The sequence below is a fragment of the Colwellia sp. C2M11 genome, assembly GCF_018860915.1.
Taxonomy (GTDB): Bacteria; Pseudomonadota; Gammaproteobacteria; order Enterobacterales; family Alteromonadaceae; genus Colwellia.
Genome location: NZ_JAHKQD010000009.1, coordinates 1 through 18,123, shown reverse-complemented (window position 1 = coordinate 18,123; position 18,123 = coordinate 1). Strand labels below are relative to the sequence as shown.

Below are 18,123 nucleotides of genomic sequence, written 5' to 3'. Positions count from 1 at the left end.
TTGAAAATAAAAGGGTATGGTATTATACCGAAAAATTTAAGGGAGGGTTTATGAGTACATTAACCAACAAGTTAAAAGAAGAATATTCAGCACATATTGACTGTTTACAACAACGTACCAAACAAGCGTTGTTATGTGAAAAAATTGAAGGTGTGGTGATTCATTCAGGTCAAGAGATTAAAGCTTTTCTTGATGATAATGCTTACCCATTTAGAGTAAATCCTCATTTTAAACATTGGTTACCTTTGATTGATGTGCCTAATTGCTGGCTTATTGTTAATGGCGAAGATAAGCCTACGCTGATTTATTATCAGCCTGTCGACTTTTGGCATAAAGTGGTCCCGTTAGCTGAAAGTTATTGGGGAGAGTTTTTTCATATTAAAGTGCTGACTAAAGCAAGTGATGTAGATAAGTTACTGCCTTATGATAAGAAAGATTTTGCTTATGTTGGTAGCCATATTGAAGTGGCAAAAGCGTTAGGATTTGAAGAGATTAATCCAGAGCCTTTATTAAACTATTTTCATTATTACCGTGCTTATAAAACATCATATGAACTAGTGTGCTTGCGTCAGTCTAATAGCTTGGCTGTAACAGCACATAATGCGGCTAAAAAAGCATTTTTTAGTGGCGCTACAGAGTATGAAATTCAACAAGCTTATCTTAGCGCAATAGGTTACACGACTAATGAAACGCCTTATGGCAACATTGTTGCACTAAATAAAAATTGTTCAGTTTTACATTATATGGCGTTAGATAAAGTAGCACCGCAAATACATAAATCATTTCTCATTGATGCTGGCGCTAACTTTCATGGTTACGCTGCCGATATAACCCGTACTTATGCTTTCAAGCAAGATAAATTTGCTGAGTTAATAGCGCGTATGGATCAATTAATGCTTAGTGCTGTTGAAGGCTTAAAACCTGGTGTTAGTTATGTGGATTTACATATTGCCACCTATAGAGAAATTGCCCAGGTGTTAGTCGAGTTCGATTTTATTAAAGTAAGTGCTGATACCGCTGTTGAGTCAGGTATTGTAGGTACTTTCTTCCCTCATGGATTAGGGCATCATTTAGGCTTACAAGTACACGATGTGGGTGGCTTTATGGCTGATGAACGTGGTACTCATATTAACTCTCCTGATAATCATCCATTTCTACGTACTTCAAGAGTTATTGAAGCTGGGCAGGTTTTTACAATAGAACCAGGGCTGTATTTTATTGATTCTTTACTGGGTACCTTAAAAGATTCAAAAAATAGTGATCAAGTGAACTGGGGAAAAGTTGATAGTATGCGTGATTTTGGCGGAATTCGGATTGAAGATAACATCATTGTTCATCAATCGCATAATGAAAATATGACCCGTGATTTAGGTTTAAATTAGTCTTTTGCTAAATTTTCTTGGATGTTAGAGCTATGAAAAGCCCTTACCAAATAGCGGTTAACAATGTTGAGCATGAAATATTTGTTAATCGTAGTCGCTTTATTTGCTATTTGGCTCCTTGTACTAGTATTGAAGAAGCTAAGGCGCAAGTTAAGCAAAGGCAATTTGAACACCCTCAAGCTAGCCATCATTGCTATGCTTTTTTAACCAAAGCAGCAGATGATAGCTTAGGTTATGGTTATTCTGATGATGGCGAACCAAGTGGCACCGCTGGTAAACCTATGCTGGCGGTTTTACAAGGTGGTGGTATTGGGCAAGTTTGTGCTGTAGTTGTACGATATTTTGGTGGCACTAAACTAGGTACTGGTGGTTTACAACGAGCTTATGGTGATAGTGTTCGCCAAGCGCTTGTGTTTTTACAATCGAAAACTAAAATAGCGATGGCGGCAAAAACTTTAGCGTGTCAATATAGCCAAGTTGATGATGTATTGCATATAATTAGCCAAGTAGAAGGTCAGGTTATTGAGCAAGAATATTTACAAACAGTGCAGTTTAAACTCTTGTTACCACAAGCTGAATTAGCTTTGGTTGAACATAAATTGCAAACACTGTCGGCAGGTCAATTAAAATTATACTCTTCTGATACCTTGTAGGTTGGGCTGTATACCAACATTAAATAAAATAATGATGCAAAAAACAAAACGTGCAATATAAAAATATTATTAGAATTTTAGGTTTGTTAGTCGCACTACTCAGTGTCACTATGCTTCCGCCTGCCATGGTGTCTATGATCTATCGTGATGGTGGCGGTGTACCTTTTTTAATGGGCTTTTTATGTTGCCTGTTTACCGGTTTTTTAGCTTGGTATCCTTTTAGAGGGGAAAAAACCGATCTAAAATCTCGAGAAGGTTTCTTGATTGTGGTGTTATTTTGGTTAGTACTTGCTAGCTTCTCCGCTATTCCTCTTATCTTATTAGATCAGCCATCATTGTCAGTGACTGATGCATTTTTTGAATCATTCTCAGGTTTAACGACGACAGGGGCGACCATTTTAAATCGTATTGATGGTTTACCTCATGCCGTGTTGTGGTATCGCCAGCAGTTACAGTGGTTAGGTGGTATGGGGATTATTGTATTAGCTGTTGCAGTATTACCTATGTTAGGTATTGGTGGTATGCAGCTATACCGAGCAGAGATTCCTGGGCCGGTAAAAGATTCAAAGATGACACCAAGAATAGCCGATACAGCAAAGCATTTATGGTATATTTATTTATCATTAACAGTTGCTTGTGCAGCAGCGTATTGGTTGGCGGGTATGTCAGTATTTGACGCTATTTGTCATTCATTTTCCACTGTTGCCATTGGAGGGTTTTCTACTCACGATGCCAGCATGGGATATTTTAACAGCCCAACGATTAATTTGGTTTGTGTTTTCTTCTTAATTATTGCCAGTGTAAATTTCGCCCTACATTACGCTGTAGTTCAAAGTAAATCCCTTAGAAATTATTTTGCAGATCCAGAATTTAAAGCGTTTCTTGCTATACAAGTTGTACTAACTCTTATTTGTTTTACAGTATTAATGACCTCTGGCACTTACCAAGATGCAGATAAAGCATTTGATCAGGCTTTGTTTCAATCTGTATCAATTAGCACAACAGCAGGCTTTTCAACCACTTCATTTGCCGATTGGCCAACACTTTTACCTTTGTTACTGATTTTTTCGAGTTTTATTGGTGGTTGTGCAGCGAGTACTGCTGGCGGTATGAAGGTAGTGAGGGTCTTACTACTGTATTTACAAGGTTTACGTGAGCTAAATAAGTTAGTACATCCTAGGGCTATTTTTAAGATTAAAATGGGTAAAAAGGTATTGCCAGATCGTGTTGTCGAAGCTGTCTGGGGCTTCTTTTCTGCCTATGCCGCAGTGTTTGTTATTTGTATGTTATTACTATTAGCAACCGGTATGGATGACATTACCGCATTTACAGCTGTTGCTGCTGCCATTAATAACCTTGGTCCAGGATTAGGGGAGGTTGCCGCTAACTTCTCAGGTATTGGGGATGCAAGCAAGTGGGTGTTAATTATGGCAATGCTATTTGGCCGCTTAGAAGTGTTTACTTTATTAGTGTTGTTTACTCCTGGATTTTGGCGCACATAACGCTATTCATCAGTTGAGGAATAGCGTTAATTGGCGTTAGAGTATGGTATATATAATATTGCTATTCTTTGAAGCAATTAAAAATATATTCAACTGAGTTCAGAGTAGTTAAATAAATTGCTGGGTTAGAAGTAGGTTGCACTAACTTGGAATAACCTTTCCACATCACCAATGTAACGTTTATTAACGAGGAAGAGGATAACATGGTCTTCTTCTTCTATTAGTGTATTAGAGTGAGCTATTAACACTTCTATACCTCTAACAATTGCACCAATAGTTGTACCCGGTGGTAACTTGATATTACGAACTGCTCGGCCAACTACTTTTGAAGACTTCTCATCTCCTTTAGCAACAATTTCAATCGCTTCAGCTGCACCACCACGTAAGCTATACACATTATCAATAGTACCTCGTCTTACATGAGTGAGTAACGCAGAAATTGTAGCTTGTTGTGGTGAAATAGCTATATCAATAGCGCCACCATGGACCAACTCAACATAGGCATCACGCTGAATAAGTACCATTGTTTTTCGAACGCCAAGCTTTTTAGCAAGTAATGAAGACATGATATTAGCTTCATCATCATTAGTTACAGCAATAAATACATCGAATTGGTCTATATTTTCTTCTGTTAATAACTCTATATCTGAAGAGTCGCCTTGAAATACTAGGGTGTTATTAAGTTCAGAAGTTAGCTCTGCAGCCCTTATTGCAGAGCGCTCTATTAATTTAACTTGATGATTATCTTCCAAAATACTGGCTAAGCCAGCACCTATATTACCGCCACCAACAATCATGATTCGCTTATAGGCGGGCTCTAGCTTTTGTAGCTCATTCATTACGGCGCGTATGTGAATACTTGCGGCAATGAAAAAAACCTCATCATCGGCTTCAATAACTGTAGTGCCTAAAGGGCGGATGGGCTTGCCATCTCGATAAATGGCAGCAACACGGGTATCAACATTGGGAATATGATCTCTTAATGTTGATAGTGCATGGCCAACAAGTAAACCGCCATAATAGGCTTTTACGGCTACTAAGCTAACACGACCACTAGCAAACTCTAATACTTGTAATGCACCTGGATAATCAATTAAGCGAGCTATATCACGGGTAACTAATTCTTCAGGTGCAATAACATGATCAATAGGAATGTGTAGCTTATGAAATAATTGCTTTGAATGTTTTAATATTTGGTTTGAGCGAATACGGGCTATTTTTTTATGAGTATTAAATAAAGAAGAACAAATTTGGCAAGTGATCATATTCGTGGCATCGTCTGAAGTAACAGCGATAACCATGTCAGCATCTTCAGCACCTGCGTTTCTTAATACGTCGGGATGACAGCCTTGGCCAGTGACAACTTTAAGATCCATTCTGTCTTGTAGCTCACGAAGCTTTTCTCCGTCAACATCAACAACAGATATATCGTTATTTTCGCCAACAAGGTTTTCCGCTAAAGTTCCACCTACTTGGCCTGCACCGACTATTATTATTTTCATTTATTGTTGTTTTTCTCAAATTAGCTTGTGTGTTTTAAATATAGAATAATTTTATTAAGCTTCTACTTTTAATAGTTTAGCGTAATAAAAACCATCCATATTATTTTCACCAGGCAATAATTGCCAACCGATAGTTCCTTTAGCTTGATTTTGCTCACAATCAATAGGAATTAATTTTGCATCAGTATTATTTTTAATAAAGTGTTCTATCTGTTCGTTATTTTCTTGCGGTAAAATACTACAAGTAGCATAAAGTAAAGTACCACCAGGTTTCAGTAAAGACCATGTTTCTTTTAAAATTTGCTGCTGTAAAATAACTAACGCGTCAATGTCACTTGCCTTGCGTAACCACTTTATATCAGGGTGGCGACGAATTACACCTGTTGCCGAACAAGGTACATCTAATAAAATACGGTCAAAATATTGTCCTTGCCACCATGTTTTTGCATCGGCAGCATCGGCAGCAATAACTGTCGCTTCTAAGTTTAAACGTGCAAGGTTTTCTTGTACTCTGACTAAACGGCTAGCTTCTATGTCAATTGCGGTCATTGACGCTATTTCAGGATATTGCTCTAATATATGGCAAGTTTTCCCACCGGGTGCTGCACAAGAGTCGAGTACTACATCACCTGGTTTACAGTCTAATAAACGTGCAGCTTGCTGAGCCGCGCCATCTTGTACTGATATCCAACCTTGTTCAAAGCCTGGTAGCTTTAACACATCAATAGGGTGTGTAAGTTCGATACCTTGGCTTAATGGCTCAACAGAATTAATTGATATTTCTTCCTCGGCTAATAGTTTTTGATAACTTGCACTATCGTGACAGCGCTGATTTGCTCTCAACCACATCGGCGGCTTTTGCTGGTTTGAGGTAAGTATTTGTTGCCACTTATCAGGATAAGCTTTTTGTACTTTTTTAATAAACCAGCTTGGGTGGTTGTATTGTATTGAAATAGGAAGTGTTGAATCAGGTATTGTAGATTCAGTTGCTGTGCTTTTTTCTGTAGCACGAACAAAATTACGTAAAACAGCATTTACTAATGCTTTCATATGACGATTTTTAAGCGTACCTGTTGCTGCTACAGTTTCACTTACAGCCGCATGATCGGGAATACGCATATATTTTATCTGATATACACCAACTAATAATAGAAAATGAAATACACGTTGTTTTCCCGTTAAGGGTTTTTGCATTAAGCCACGAACATCATTTTCTAACTCAGGTAAGTAGCGCATTACGCCATAACAAATTTCTTGTAATAAGCCTTTATCTTTCGCTAACGCTTTGTCTTGCTGTTTTGGGAGTTCATCACCTAAACTACGTCCTTGATCAATAACGCTATAACAGCATTTAGCTGCCAATGCTCGAATGTTAACTGGCTTTTGATTCTGTTGTTTGGGGGCTGTAGTCGTCATTTAGCGCACAACACTGTTAGTATCAGTACCGTTGATCTTAGCACCTACGGTGAACCAATCAGCTCGACCGTTTAATATATCTTTAATTGGCAAGGCTTTTTTATTTGGTAACTGTAAAACCTCTAAACAAATGGCGCCTTTAGCTGTGGCGACAACAATTCCTTCTTTATCTACAGATATAATGCTACCAGCTGGTTGTGTTACCTTCATTTCTTTAACAGATGCTTGCCAAATTCGAATGCGATGTTGTTTGTTACTTTCAGAGTTATCAGTAAATGTAAATTGTGCTACAGGCCAAGGAATATAAGCACGAATCTTTCGATCTAATTCATCTGCTGTTAAATTCCAGTTTATTTCTGCTTCGTTTTTATCTAATTTATGTGCATAGGTAGCTAGAGCATTATTTTGCGTGATAGCTTTATGCGTACCTGTAGTCATTAACGCTAAGGTATCAATTAATGCAGTTGGGCCAAGTTGAGCTAATTTCTCATAAAGGCTCGCACTGGTATCATTATTTTCAATGGTACATTCAGCTGTTAAGATCATATCACCGGTATCTAGTCCTTTATCCATTTGCATAATGGTAACACCCGTTTTTGGATCGCCAGCCTCTAATGAACGTTGAATAGGTGCAGCGCCTCGCCATTTAGGTAGTAATGAGCCGTGTACATTAATACAACCTAAATGTGGTGTTGTTAGAATTATTTCAGGCAGTAATAGGCCATATGCGACCACTACCATAACATCAGCATTATATTGTGCTAATTGTTGTTGAGAACTGAGTTCTTTGAAATTAACGGGTTGCTCAATGGGTAAGTTATTTTCAAGAGCTAATAACTTAGTAGCACAAGCAGTTAATTTTTTACCTCTACCGGCCGGTTTATCAGGTGGGCAATAAACGGCAACAACATTATGCGGACTATTAATGAGAGCAGCTAAGTGCTGCGCAGCAAAGTCGGGTGTTCCAGCGAAGATGATATTTAATGGCTTTAACAAAGGTATTTCCTAAAGGTAAAAGTTAAGCGTTGGCTTTATCTAAACGTTCTTCTTTTTCTAGCTTTGATTTGATACGCTGACGCTTGAGTGGCGATAAATAATCGACAAATAAAATACCATTCAGATGATCAAGTTCGTGCTGAATACAAATGCTTAATAATTCTTCACCATCAAGTGTAAATTCTTCACCATCGCGATTTAAAGCTTTCACGGTGCAAGTTGTATGGCGATTAACTTTTGCATAAATGCCAGGGACGGATAAGCAGCCCTCTTCATTTACTATTGTTTCTTCGCCTTTACTGATGATTTCTGGGTTTATTAATACAATGGGTTGGTCACCATTTTCAGAAACATCCATTACAACGATACGTTGATGAATATCAACTTGAGTGGCTGCTAAGCCAACTCCCTTTTCGTCATACATGGTTTCTAACATGTTATCTATAATGGTTAAAGTTTCGTCTGTAATTTTACTTACAGGCTTAGCCTTTGTTTTTAAACGAGGATCTGGAAAACGTAATACAGTTAAAATAGTCATAAGCTTACAAATGTTTGATAAAAGAATTAGCGATAATGCTTTTAGAGTGTTATGTTTAACATTATAGCAATTAATAATACAGCATTTCTATAAAAGCATGAAAAACCATAATAAAGGAACGAGTCACATGCTAAAAAAAATAATGTTAATACTTACGTTGTTTGCATGTCCTTTTATTTCACTCGCAGAAAAATTAAAGATTAATGATGATGCACCAACGACTTATGTCGTAAAGAAGGGTGATACGCTTTGGGATATTTCATCTGTTTTTCTCAATCAGCCATGGCTTTGGCCTAAACTTTGGCGTTTAAATCCTGAAATAAAAAATCCGCATTTAATTTATCCTGGTGACATAATCTCGTTAATATTTGATGAAAATGGTGAACCGCAGTTATTCCTTCAAACAAATAAAAGTAAACCAAGTTATAAATGGTCGCCGAAAATCAGGCATATAAATAAAGAAGACTCTGCTATCCAGTTATTGCCTTTAAAAGTAATAGCGCCATATATTAACTATGACCATTTATTTAGTGCAGAGCAGCTAGCGCAATTTCCTTATGTGATAGGCAGTGATGAAGGTTATCGATCAAGTATTAATGGCTTTAATGTATATGTTAATAAAAATCTATCCTTATCAAAAACATATGCTATTTATAATAAGGGTGAAGAGATTATTGATCCTGAAACTGATAAATTATTAGGCTTTTATGTTGACTTAGTTGCTACAGGCCAGGCAATTGATAGCGGTAATATAGAAGATAACACGCCAGCAACACTTAAAGTGAGTACTGCCAAACGTGAAATACGCTCGGGTGATTATGTTGTTCCGGTACATGAAGGGCAAATGTTTCCTTCAGTCTTTACTATGAAAGCTGCTGATGAATCATTTCGTGGATCTATTATTAAAGCGACAAGTAATGGTCGTGAGTTTGGCAAGTTAGAAGTAGTGATGCTTAATCGTGGCTTTGAGCATAACGTCACTATTGGTGACGTTATGGCGATAAAGCGCTTAAGTCCAAGTGTAGTAAAAACAAGATCAGGACCTGAATATACAGATGAAGCGCCTTTGTGGGATCGTTTGTTAACACCTAATGGTTCAAGCTATAAAATGCCTGAAGAGTATTTAGGGGAGTTGATGGTTTTTAAAGTTTATCAACAAGTAAGTATGGCATTAATATTGAAAACAGAAAAACCAGCTCGTTTGAATGATGTCATTACTGCGCCATAATAAGGTGCACTATAAAGTTTTGTATTAAAGGTATGTGTCTTAGGGAGAAGACAAATGCAAAAAAGCAAAATTCATTATTGGTTAGCTTTAAAGCTGGTACCACGATTAGCTATTCATAAAAAATTAGCGCTAGTTGAATCTTATGGTTTAACTGCGCTTTTTTCATCTTCAGCAAAAAAAAATCCCAGTTTCACATCAGCCAATAGTTTAACAGCAAAGCAACTCGCTTCGTTTTATCAACCTGATTGGCACAAAATTGATGATATTATTCGTAATAGCAAGAATTGTCACAGCGAAATAATAGTCTTTGATGATCCTGTCTATCCACAGTTGCTTAAACAAATTTACGATCCACCTTTAGTGCTTTTTGTACAAGGTAATGCAAAACTATTAAACGAAACTCAATTGGCTATTGTTGGTAGTCGCTCTGCGAGTATCAATGGTCGAGAGACGGCTTTTGAAATAGCACGACAATTGGTTGAAAGTGGTATAGTTATCACTAGCGGCTTAGCTTTAGGTATTGATGCTGCGGCGCATAAAGGCGCGTTAACAAATTGTGCAAGTACTATTGCTGTAGTTGCTACCGGGCTCGATAATATTTACCCCTCAAGGCATCGAGATCTCGCTGCTAATATTCTTGAAAAAGATGGGGCTATCATTAGCGAATTTTTACCAGGAACTTTACCTAAGCCTGGGCACTTTCCCAAACGAAATAGAATTATTAGTGGTTTAAGTGTGGGAGTGCTAGTTGTAGAGGCAGCTTTACAAAGTGGTTCACTTATTACCGCTCGTTGTGCTTTAGAGCAAAATCGTGATATTTTTTCAATACCTAGTGGCATTAATAACCCTCAAGCAAAAGGGTGTCACTGGTTAATTAAACAAGGCGCTAAACTTGTAGAGGAATCGGCCGATATAATAGATGAGTTAGCGTTTATTAATAATTTTGATTTACAATTGAAACCACAACATAAACCCCAATTAAATATAAATGAAGAAATAGATGGAAAAAGCTTAAATAAGGACTTGTTTGTTGATGAATTGTTGGCTAGTGTGGGATTTGAAATTACGCCTGTAGACAAAGTAGTTTCAAGAAGTAAGCTACCTGTTGAAGAAGTGCTAACTCGGTTAACAATATTAGAGTTGAATGGTCTGGTAGCTGCAGTACCCGGAGGCTACCTTAGATTACATAAATAATAATCATAAGGAATAAGGGGCTAGTTATGTTCGATATTTTAATGTATTTGTTTGAAAATTATATACATAGTGAAGCCGAAGTCATGGTTGATCATGACATATTGACAGATGAATTGACTCGAGCAGGTTTTCATCAAGATGAGATATACAAGGCGCTTAATTGGTTAGAAAAACTCAGCGCTTTACAAGATTCTGATGCATATCCTTACTTAACACGTGTCGGTAATAAATCTTTTCGTATTTATACTGAAGATGAAATGCAATTTCTCGATACAGAAAGTCGAGGCTTTATTTTATTTTTAGAGCAAGTAAATGTTTTAGATTTTACAACACGTGAAATGGTGATTGATAGAGTTATGGAACTCGACACTAATCATTTCTCTATCGATGATCTGAAATGGGTTATTTTAATGGTGCTTTTCAATGTTCCTGGTCAAGAAAATGCTTATTCACAAATGGAAGAGCTGATTTTTGAAGAGCAGGAAGGCCCTTTACATTAAATGCTATTACTATTAACTGGCTTATTTATTAAGTCAGTTAATGTTGGCATATTGTTTAAACAACAATTATGACATAATAGCTTATCTTGTTATGTAAATAGCGGCTATAGATCAACAGACAATGTCCAAGTCAGATAATCCTTTATTCTCCCATCACGAACATGCTTTAGAGAAAGAATATCAAGTGTGCCCAGAATGTGGCTCTGAACTTTCTATTAAGCATGGTAAAAGTGGACCTTTTTTGGGGTGTGTTAATTATCCTAGTTGTGCTTACACTAGGCCCGTTGTTGAAAATGAACGTGTTGAAGATAAAATTCTTCAAGGTAGCGAATGTCCTAAATGCAATCATAATTTAGCTGTAAAACAAGGTCGATATGGCATGTTTATCGGCTGTAGTAACTTTCCTGATTGTGATTATATCGAGCATGATGAACCTAATGAATTAGCTGATATATCTTGTCCTAGCTGTAAAAAAGGTTTAATTAAAGAAAAGACGAGCCGCTTTGGTAAAAAGTTTTATTCGTGTGATGCTTATCCCAAATGCAAGTTTATTGTTAATTTTGAACCAGTAGTAGGAACATGTCAGCAATGCGAATATCCTCTATTATTAAAACGAAATATGGCTGCAGGCGTCAAGTATCAATGCGCTAGTAAAAAGTGCTCAGCAATGCAAACGATAACATCATAAAAAAGACGCTAATTAGCGTCTTTTTTAGTTAAACATCATTAATAATACTGATGTTTAATTATGAGTGCTTAACTATGTTTATTAAGGTAGCTAGTCGAAAAGTCATTTAGATCAGGGAATGCTGATGGCGACAATAGCTTTGATAACGCGCTTAAGCGTTGCGCTAGCACGAATTCATTCTCACCACTTACGTTAATATGACCCATTTTACGACCAGCACGTTTACCTTTGTTATACCAATGAATAGTAACGCTTGGAATCGATAATACTTCGTTAGAAACAGTATCTTCACCAATGATGTTAACCATAGCCGTTGGTCGAACTAACGCTGTGCTACCTAATGGTAAGTCGCAAATTGCTCTTAAGTGATTTTCAAACTGACAAGTATCTGCACCTTGTTGAGTCCAATGTCCTGAGTTATGAACGCGTGGCGCTATTTCATTCACGAGTAGTTGATTACCCACTTGGAAAAATTCTATAGCTAGCACACCAACATAATTTAGTTCATCGGATATGGCTTTAAAAACCTGCGCGGCTTGATTTTGTAATGTTTCATCAACTTTCGCGGCAACAGATACACTCAATACACCTTGTGTATGATGATTCTCCGTTAAAGGGTAAGCAGCAACATCACCACTTCTGCTGCGTACTCCAATAAGAGAAACTTCTCGGTCAAAGCTGATCATTTGTTCCGCAACAATACCTTGTTTGACAGACGTTGTGGATGACTTGAGAAAGTTCTCCATGTCTTGCCAGATATTATCTGCGTCTTCTATTGATTTTAAGCGCCATTGACCTTTACCGTCGTAACCTTCTAAAGCACTTTTAAAAATAACTGGTAACGTTAATGATGCTAAAGCTGCAGTAAAGTCTTCTTTCGTTTGAATAAAGTAATGCTTTGCATTAGCAACATTGCATGACTCAAGTAGTGCTTTTTCTAAGCGTCTATCACCACCTATTTTTATTGCATTGCTACTTGGAAATAGTTTATTTGAGCGCTCGCATTCAGCGAGTGTGTCATGTGCAACATGTTCAAATTCAGCGGTGATAACTTCAGCATTAGTAATTCCTTGTGCTAAATCTCCATAAATGTGCTCGGGGCTAATAGGTTGAACGACTTTAAGGCTTCTTACATCAAATGCTTTCACATCTAAATTTAAAGGTGTGCCTGCTAACTCCATCATACGAGCGAGTTGGCCGGCACCAAGTACAAGAACTTTTTTCATTATGGATGCTTATTCTGCTGGGTTTGGGTTATTTAAAATAGTTTGTGTTTGATTTTTTCTAAATTCTTCAATATTTTGTTGAATTTTTTCATCAAACGTACCAATTATTTGAGCTGCAAGTAAACCTGCGTTGGCTGCACCAGCGGTACCTATAGCTAAAGTACCTACGGCTATACCTTTAGGCATTTGTACAATAGATAATAATGAGTCTTGCCCATTAAGCGCTTTAGATTGAACTGGAACTCCAAGCACTGGTAAGCAAGTATATGCGGCCGTCATGCCTGGTAGGTGAGCAGCGCCGCCAGCGCCACCAATAATAACTTTAATGCCTCTGTCTTTAGCACTTTCAGCGTATTCAGCTAACAAATGAGGAGTACGGTGAGCTGAAACCACTTTGGTTTCATATTTTACACCTAATAGATCAAGCATTTCTGCTGCATGTTGCATTGTTGGCCAATCTGATTTTGACCCCATGATAATACCCACTGTCATGAATTTGCGCCTTTTGAAAAAGTATAATGTTCTAGCTAAATGAACAAGATTAATAAAGAAGCCTTTTATTATAACCTTGTTTCACGTAATACGGAATAATGAAGTTTTCTTTGCAAATTCTATTGTAACACCATACAAATTTTAATTATGCTCAACTCATCAATATAATGTGAACACCGAATCTCAATTTATTGAAATTGCTATTAGGTGTTCTATAGCTCACTTTGTTAAGATTGCAGCATAGTAGTTTATTGAAAGAGCGTATTGTGGACGAAATATCTGTTGTAGATGTGTTTTTGAGTGGAGGTATTATTGCTTATCCAACTGAAGCTGTATTTGGTTTGGGTTGTGATCCCGACAATGAACAGGCGGTTGAAAAATTATTAGCGTTGAAAAATAGACCTGTTGAGAAGGGCCTTATTTTACTTGCGGCTAATTATTCGCAATTATTACCTTATATTAATGATGATCTTATCCCTCCTGATAAAAGGTATACCGTTTTATCTAGGTGGCCTAATGGAATCACACAAGTTGTGCCTAAAAATAATAATACAGCTACTTGGCTAACAGGAAAGTTCAATACCATCGCTGTTAGAGTGACAGATCAACCAGATGTTGTTGCATTATGTAAGCAAACGAACAAACCTATTATTTCAACCAGTGCAAACCTTTCAGGAAGTGAACCCGCAATGACGTGGCAAGCGTTAGAAAAAAATGCAGAATTAGCATCAAAAATAGATTTTATCATTAAAGGTAAAACGTTAGGGTTTACACAACCGTCAACGATTATTGATGCGTTAACGGGTGAAACATTCAGAGCGTAGTTGTTAGAACTCGAGAGAGTGTTTAATTTTTTTAGTGCACTAAATGGTTATGGCTATTTTTTAAAGGGGTAGCCTTTCATCTATAATCACATTAAACGAACTGTACAATTTTATTAGCAATTGACCATATGTGACGCCATTTGATCAAAGGCTTGTCTTAGGTGTTGCTCAATTTCTTTATCGTCAATCACTTTTTTCATTGCGTTATTCATACATAGCATCCACAAATCACGTTGCTTTTTAGTTACCTGAAAAGGCATATGTCTTGCTCTTAACTGTGGATGACCATATTTTTGTTCAAATAATCTAGGCCCACCTAACCAACCAGAAAGGAATTCAAAAAACTTCTGTCTGATATTGTCTAACGGTTGTTTATGAATGGCTAATAATTCTTGTAAATGAATATTAGTTTCCATTTCATCATAGAATGCTTCAGCCAAATTACGAGTACCCGACTCTCCACCAATAAGTTGATATAAGCTATTTTCTTGTACATTATGATTGTTTGATTTTGTGACCATGGAAATTATTCTTTTAAGTTTACTAAACATATTGATGGGTAATAACGTAAGAGGTTTTATATCACTATATTCAAGTATTATAACCTGAGTTGATAATGAAGCCATATTTAATAAGGTTAATAAAAGCAACGGTATTAATAATGAATGAAAAAGAGCAACTTTTAGCCTAGATAATGGCCATAATTAGAGTAAATACTTGATCGAAATCAACTTTAAAATCACTTTTGTTTTTTCACTAAAAAACATTGTCTGAGATCAAGGTTTTTGTTGGCGGTAGGATTATTATGTCCCTAATTAATTTAAGGACATAAAAACATGAAACATTCTATATTAGCAATCGCATTATTATCACTTTCTTTACCATCTTTAGCTAACCAAGCTGGCGATATAATCGTTCGTGGTGGTGCAACTATGGTTTCTCCAGATTCTGGTTCAGCTGGTGTAGCATTAGATGGCGCACTTACACCACTATCTCTTACTGTTGATGATAATACTCAACTTGGTTTGAACCTAGTTTACTTTTTTGACAGTAACTGGGCAATTGAGCTACTTGCGGCTACACCATTTACTCATGATGTTAAGTTACAAGATCCTGATGGTGTTACAAGTTCAGTTTATGGTATTGATCTTAATGGTGCTACTCTTGCTGAGGTTACTCATTTACCACCAACGTTAAGTGCATTATATTATTTTGATACAGGAACTGCTTTTAAACCTTATATTGGTGCAGGTATTAATTATACTATTTTCTTTGATGAGAAATTCACATCAACACCGAGAGCTGCAGGGTTTAGTGAACTCGAACTAGATAACTCTTTTGGCTTGTCAGTTCAAGTGGGTATGGATTACGAACTTGATGAAAATTGGTCGCTGAATATTTCAGCGCGCTATATCGATATTGAAACAGATGCTAAGTTTGATTTGTCTGATCCATTAGATGCAGGATTATCAGGAAGTGGTAGTGCAGCAGTTGATATTAACCCAATGGTATATTCAGTGATGCTTGGTTATAAATTTTAATCATATTAGTAATAGAATATAATTTAAAAGCAGTAATTTATTACTGCTTTTTTGTGTTCTTAAAATAACAATTCGGTTAGGCTACGAATATTATTTTTATAGGGCTAACATTATGGATCAATATCGTGTTTTTGGTAATCCCATTAAACAATCTCGTTCACCTTTCATTCATCAATCATTCGCACAAGCAACTAACCAAGTACTGAATTATGAAACTCAATTTGCTGAACAAGATGGTTTTCATCAAGCTGTAACTGAGTTCATTGCTCTTGGTGGTAAGGGCGCTAATGTGACAGCACCATTCAAAGAACAAGCAATGGCGATGTGTGATGAGTTAACTGAGCATGCAAAATTCTCTGGTGCGGTTAATACGTTAACCTTTAAAAACGGTAAGATTTATGGAGATACTACTGACGGTATTGGTTTAGTGAATGACTTACTAGCTCATAATGTGTGTCTTAAAAATAGTCGAATATTATTACTCGGTGCTGGCGGCGCTTCAAAAGGGGTAGTGTTACCCTTATTGAATCAAATTCCAAAAAGTTTAACTATTGCTAATAGAACAGTTTCTAAAGCTCAAGCGATTGTTGAACAATATACAAATCAACCTCTTTCTGCTTGCTCCTTTGAAGAAGCAAATGAACAAGAGTTTGATGTCATTATTAATGCGACGTCTGCTGGTTTAACTGGGGCAGGGTTGCCGATAGCTGAAAAACTTATTACTGAAAATAGTGTTTGCTACGATATGACTTATGGCAAGGAACTTACCCCTTTTTTGCAAAAAGCAACAGAATTAAAGGCTAAGCAAGTTATTGATGGATTAGGAATGCTTGTAGGCCAAGCTGCGGAAAGTTTTTACATTTGGAGAGGGATAAAGCCAAATGTTGATTCTGTTATTGTGAAATTAAAATCATCTTTTTCATAGGAGTAAATTTTGAACCAAGCAATATTATTTAATGATGACTTCTCTTTTAGTGTAGAAGAGTGTGCATGGTGTTTTACGGGTCAGGCATCAGGGCAAAAAGTGACAATATATTTTCATTCTGCAGAACTTGAAAAATTAAAAGCTATTGATGATTGTACAAAGTACGACTTAGAAGAAGTTGCTGAGCTCTGGTTAGAGAAAAATGAACTAGAGGGAAGTGATATTCATATTAAAATATGATGACTCATTAAACGCTGTTTATAAGTATAGTGAGTCATCAAATCATTGAGCAAACTCTAATTATTTTGATTTAAGTAGTCATTTTTCAACTCGACGTAATTTTCAGCTGATTTTTTTAGAAAATCAGCTTCACTTTCTTTTAATTTTCTTGCCTGCTTTATCGGGTTCCCCATATATAGGTAACCACTAACTAAGGTTTTATTCGGAGGCACTAAACTACCGGCACCAATAAATACATCATCTTGCACAACAGCACCATCCATAATGATAGCTCCCATACCTACTAAAATACGATTGCCTAAAGTACAACCATGCAACATACATTTATGGCCAATAGTTACATCTTCACCAATTATGAGCGGATTTCCATTTGGGTTATGTTCGCTTTTACGAGTTACATGCAGAACGCTACCATCTTGAACATTAGTTCTGGCGCCTATAGTAATTCGGTTTACATCGCCACGCGCAGCCACTAATGGCCAAATACTTACATCAGCGCCTAAGGTTATATCGCCAACAAGTACTGAGCTAGAGTCAATATAATTAGTATGGCCTAGAGTAGGGGATATCCCATTGTATGTTCTTAAATTAGCAGTAGACATAAAATACCTTAAATAAAATTTAGTAAAAGCTATAGGCAAAATAGCATAAAACTATTGGTAACTTAATAAATGAAGTAAAAAATGGTTGAAGAAGATAAATAGCTGCTCTTGTATAGGTTTTATTATTTGATGAAGAGCAGAGGTATTGTTTGTTTAAACGGCAATATCAATAAGCTTTGTATCATTGTTGAGCACTTAAACAAATAATTGAACTTTTTGATAAATAATAGTTGACGGTAGAAATAAAATCTCTACAATGCGCTCCAGTTCCAAGGGGTTCAGGCAAAACGAATCATCAACGGGCTGTTTTAATAAGTTATCTACTTTCATTTAATGCTAAATAGTTAACTTAACGTTTACTTTTGATTTAAGTAATGAAGTGTTTAAGAGTTTGCAAAAACTTTTAAAAAAATCAAAATAAAATGTTGACATTAAAACTCGGAAGCGTATGATACGCATCCTGCTTCGGGGCAACAGCAACGAGCAATGCAGATTAAGTTAGACTTAACCTGCTCAGATGAAGAGCGAATGCGACTCTCATCTATATCGACTAACTTAGTTACTCGATATCTTCTTTAACAATTAGTTATCATGCAATTTGTGTGAATACTCACATTAACTTGTTTTTACATAGTTCTTCTTTCTTAGGAAAGTGGAACAAAAAAACGCTTAAT

At 36.6% G+C, this 18,123-nt stretch carries 19 protein-coding genes; 11 read left to right on the top strand and 8 right to left on the bottom strand.

Features of this window, described 5'->3' with window-relative positions; translation table 11 throughout:
• Positions 1 to 50 precede the first annotated feature (50 nt).
• Genes pepQ through KO509_RS02030 form a run of 3 tightly spaced genes read left to right on the top strand, consistent with a single transcriptional unit; the run spans position 51 to position 3,537 of the window.
• Positions 51 to 1,382, top strand: a complete 1,332-nt coding sequence (pepQ, locus tag KO509_RS02040) for a Xaa-Pro dipeptidase (RefSeq protein WP_215971626.1) — start codon at positions 51 to 53, stop codon at positions 1,380 to 1,382.
• A gap of 32 nt (positions 1,383 to 1,414) precedes the next feature.
• A complete protein-coding gene (locus KO509_RS02035; RefSeq protein ID WP_215971625.1) occupies positions 1,415 to 2,035 on the top strand; it encodes a YigZ family protein in 621 nt (206 codons plus the stop codon).
• A 50-nt stretch (positions 2,036 to 2,085) separates the two neighbouring features.
• A complete protein-coding gene (locus KO509_RS02030; protein ID WP_215971624.1) occupies positions 2,086 to 3,537 on the top strand; it encodes a TrkH family potassium uptake protein in 1,452 nt (483 codons plus the stop codon).
• A gap of 125 nt (positions 3,538 to 3,662) precedes the next feature.
• Here the strand turns inward: KO509_RS02030 and trkA are convergent, their stop codons facing one another.
• Genes trkA through def form a run of 4 tightly spaced genes read right to left on the bottom strand, consistent with a single transcriptional unit; the run spans position 3,663 to position 7,989 of the window.
• Positions 3,663 to 5,039 carry a Trk system potassium transporter TrkA gene (trkA, locus tag KO509_RS02025; protein WP_215971623.1) on the bottom strand — a complete coding sequence of 459 codons (1,377 nt, stop codon included), beginning with the start codon at positions 5,037 to 5,039 and terminating at the stop codon, positions 3,663 to 3,665.
• A gap of 54 nt (positions 5,040 to 5,093) precedes the next feature.
• Complete coding sequence (gene rsmB, locus KO509_RS02020; RefSeq protein WP_215971622.1) at positions 5,094 to 6,455, bottom strand: 16S rRNA (cytosine(967)-C(5))-methyltransferase RsmB; 1,362 nt, start codon at positions 6,453 to 6,455, stop codon at positions 5,094 to 5,096.
• A complete protein-coding gene (gene fmt / locus KO509_RS02015; RefSeq protein WP_215971621.1) occupies positions 6,456 to 7,451 on the bottom strand; it encodes a methionyl-tRNA formyltransferase in 996 nt (331 codons plus the stop codon).
• 22 nt (positions 7,452 to 7,473) lie between these two features.
• Positions 7,474 to 7,989, bottom strand: a complete 516-nt coding sequence (def, locus tag KO509_RS02010; protein WP_215971620.1) for a peptide deformylase — start codon at positions 7,987 to 7,989, stop codon at positions 7,474 to 7,476.
• 127 nt (positions 7,990 to 8,116) lie between these two features.
• On the opposite strand from def, the gene KO509_RS02005 reads away from it, so the two are divergent.
• From KO509_RS02005 to KO509_RS01990, 4 genes are all read left to right on the top strand, one after another.
• On the top strand, positions 8,117 to 9,217 hold the full coding sequence (locus KO509_RS02005) for a LysM peptidoglycan-binding domain-containing protein (protein WP_215971619.1): 1,101 nt from the start codon (positions 8,117 to 8,119) through the stop codon (positions 9,215 to 9,217).
• A 54-nt stretch (positions 9,218 to 9,271) separates the two neighbouring features.
• Positions 9,272 to 10,411, top strand: a complete 1,140-nt coding sequence (dprA, locus tag KO509_RS02000) for a DNA-processing protein DprA (protein ID WP_215971618.1) — start codon at positions 9,272 to 9,274, stop codon at positions 10,409 to 10,411.
• Between the two features lie 26 nt (positions 10,412 to 10,437).
• Positions 10,438 to 10,911, top strand: a complete 474-nt coding sequence (locus tag KO509_RS01995) for a DUF494 family protein (RefSeq protein ID WP_215971617.1) — start codon at positions 10,438 to 10,440, stop codon at positions 10,909 to 10,911.
• A 121-nt stretch (positions 10,912 to 11,032) separates the two neighbouring features.
• Positions 11,033 to 11,599 (top strand): type I DNA topoisomerase, encoded by a 567-nt coding sequence (locus KO509_RS01990; RefSeq protein ID WP_215971616.1) that lies wholly within the window; start codon positions 11,033 to 11,035, stop codon positions 11,597 to 11,599.
• 68 nt (positions 11,600 to 11,667) lie between these two features.
• Here KO509_RS01990 and KO509_RS01985 read toward each other — a convergent pair whose 3' ends face one another.
• Both KO509_RS01985 and purE read right to left on the bottom strand, forming a co-directional pair.
• Positions 11,668 to 12,825, bottom strand: a complete 1,158-nt coding sequence (locus tag KO509_RS01985) for a 5-(carboxyamino)imidazole ribonucleotide synthase (protein WP_215971615.1) — start codon at positions 12,823 to 12,825, stop codon at positions 11,668 to 11,670.
• A gap of 9 nt (positions 12,826 to 12,834) precedes the next feature.
• Positions 12,835 to 13,317, bottom strand: a complete 483-nt coding sequence (gene purE / locus KO509_RS01980; protein ID WP_215971614.1) for a 5-(carboxyamino)imidazole ribonucleotide mutase — start codon at positions 13,315 to 13,317, stop codon at positions 12,835 to 12,837.
• Between the two features lie 266 nt (positions 13,318 to 13,583).
• Between purE and KO509_RS01975 the strand changes: the two genes are divergently transcribed.
• Positions 13,584 to 14,141 carry a Sua5/YciO/YrdC/YwlC family protein gene (locus KO509_RS01975; protein WP_215971613.1) on the top strand — a complete coding sequence of 186 codons (558 nt, stop codon included), beginning with the start codon at positions 13,584 to 13,586 and terminating at the stop codon, positions 14,139 to 14,141.
• A 113-nt stretch (positions 14,142 to 14,254) separates the two neighbouring features.
• On the opposite strand, the gene KO509_RS01970 is transcribed toward KO509_RS01975, so the two are convergent.
• Positions 14,255 to 14,662 carry a group II truncated hemoglobin gene (locus KO509_RS01970; RefSeq protein ID WP_215971612.1) on the bottom strand — a complete coding sequence of 136 codons (408 nt, stop codon included), beginning with the start codon at positions 14,660 to 14,662 and terminating at the stop codon, positions 14,255 to 14,257.
• A 315-nt stretch (positions 14,663 to 14,977) separates the two neighbouring features.
• Here KO509_RS01970 and KO509_RS01965 point away from each other — a divergent pair, with 315 nt between their 5' ends.
• The 3 genes from KO509_RS01965 (at position 14,978) to KO509_RS01955 (ending at position 16,847) form a co-directional block, all read left to right on the top strand.
• Entirely contained in the window at positions 14,978 to 15,682 is a 705-nt protein-coding gene (locus KO509_RS01965; protein ID WP_215971611.1) for an OmpW family outer membrane protein, read from the top strand.
• A gap of 112 nt (positions 15,683 to 15,794) precedes the next feature.
• Positions 15,795 to 16,607 carry a shikimate dehydrogenase gene (gene aroE, locus KO509_RS01960; RefSeq protein WP_215971610.1) on the top strand — a complete coding sequence of 271 codons (813 nt, stop codon included), beginning with the start codon at positions 15,795 to 15,797 and terminating at the stop codon, positions 16,605 to 16,607.
• A 9-nt stretch (positions 16,608 to 16,616) separates the two neighbouring features.
• Positions 16,617 to 16,847 carry a hypothetical protein gene (locus KO509_RS01955; protein ID WP_215971609.1) on the top strand — a complete coding sequence of 77 codons (231 nt, stop codon included), beginning with the start codon at positions 16,617 to 16,619 and terminating at the stop codon, positions 16,845 to 16,847.
• A gap of 56 nt (positions 16,848 to 16,903) precedes the next feature.
• On the opposite strand, the gene KO509_RS01950 is transcribed toward KO509_RS01955, so the two are convergent.
• Positions 16,904 to 17,449 carry a gamma carbonic anhydrase family protein gene (locus tag KO509_RS01950; RefSeq protein WP_215971608.1) on the bottom strand — a complete coding sequence of 182 codons (546 nt, stop codon included), beginning with the start codon at positions 17,447 to 17,449 and terminating at the stop codon, positions 16,904 to 16,906.
• Positions 17,450 to 18,123 lie beyond the last annotated feature (674 nt).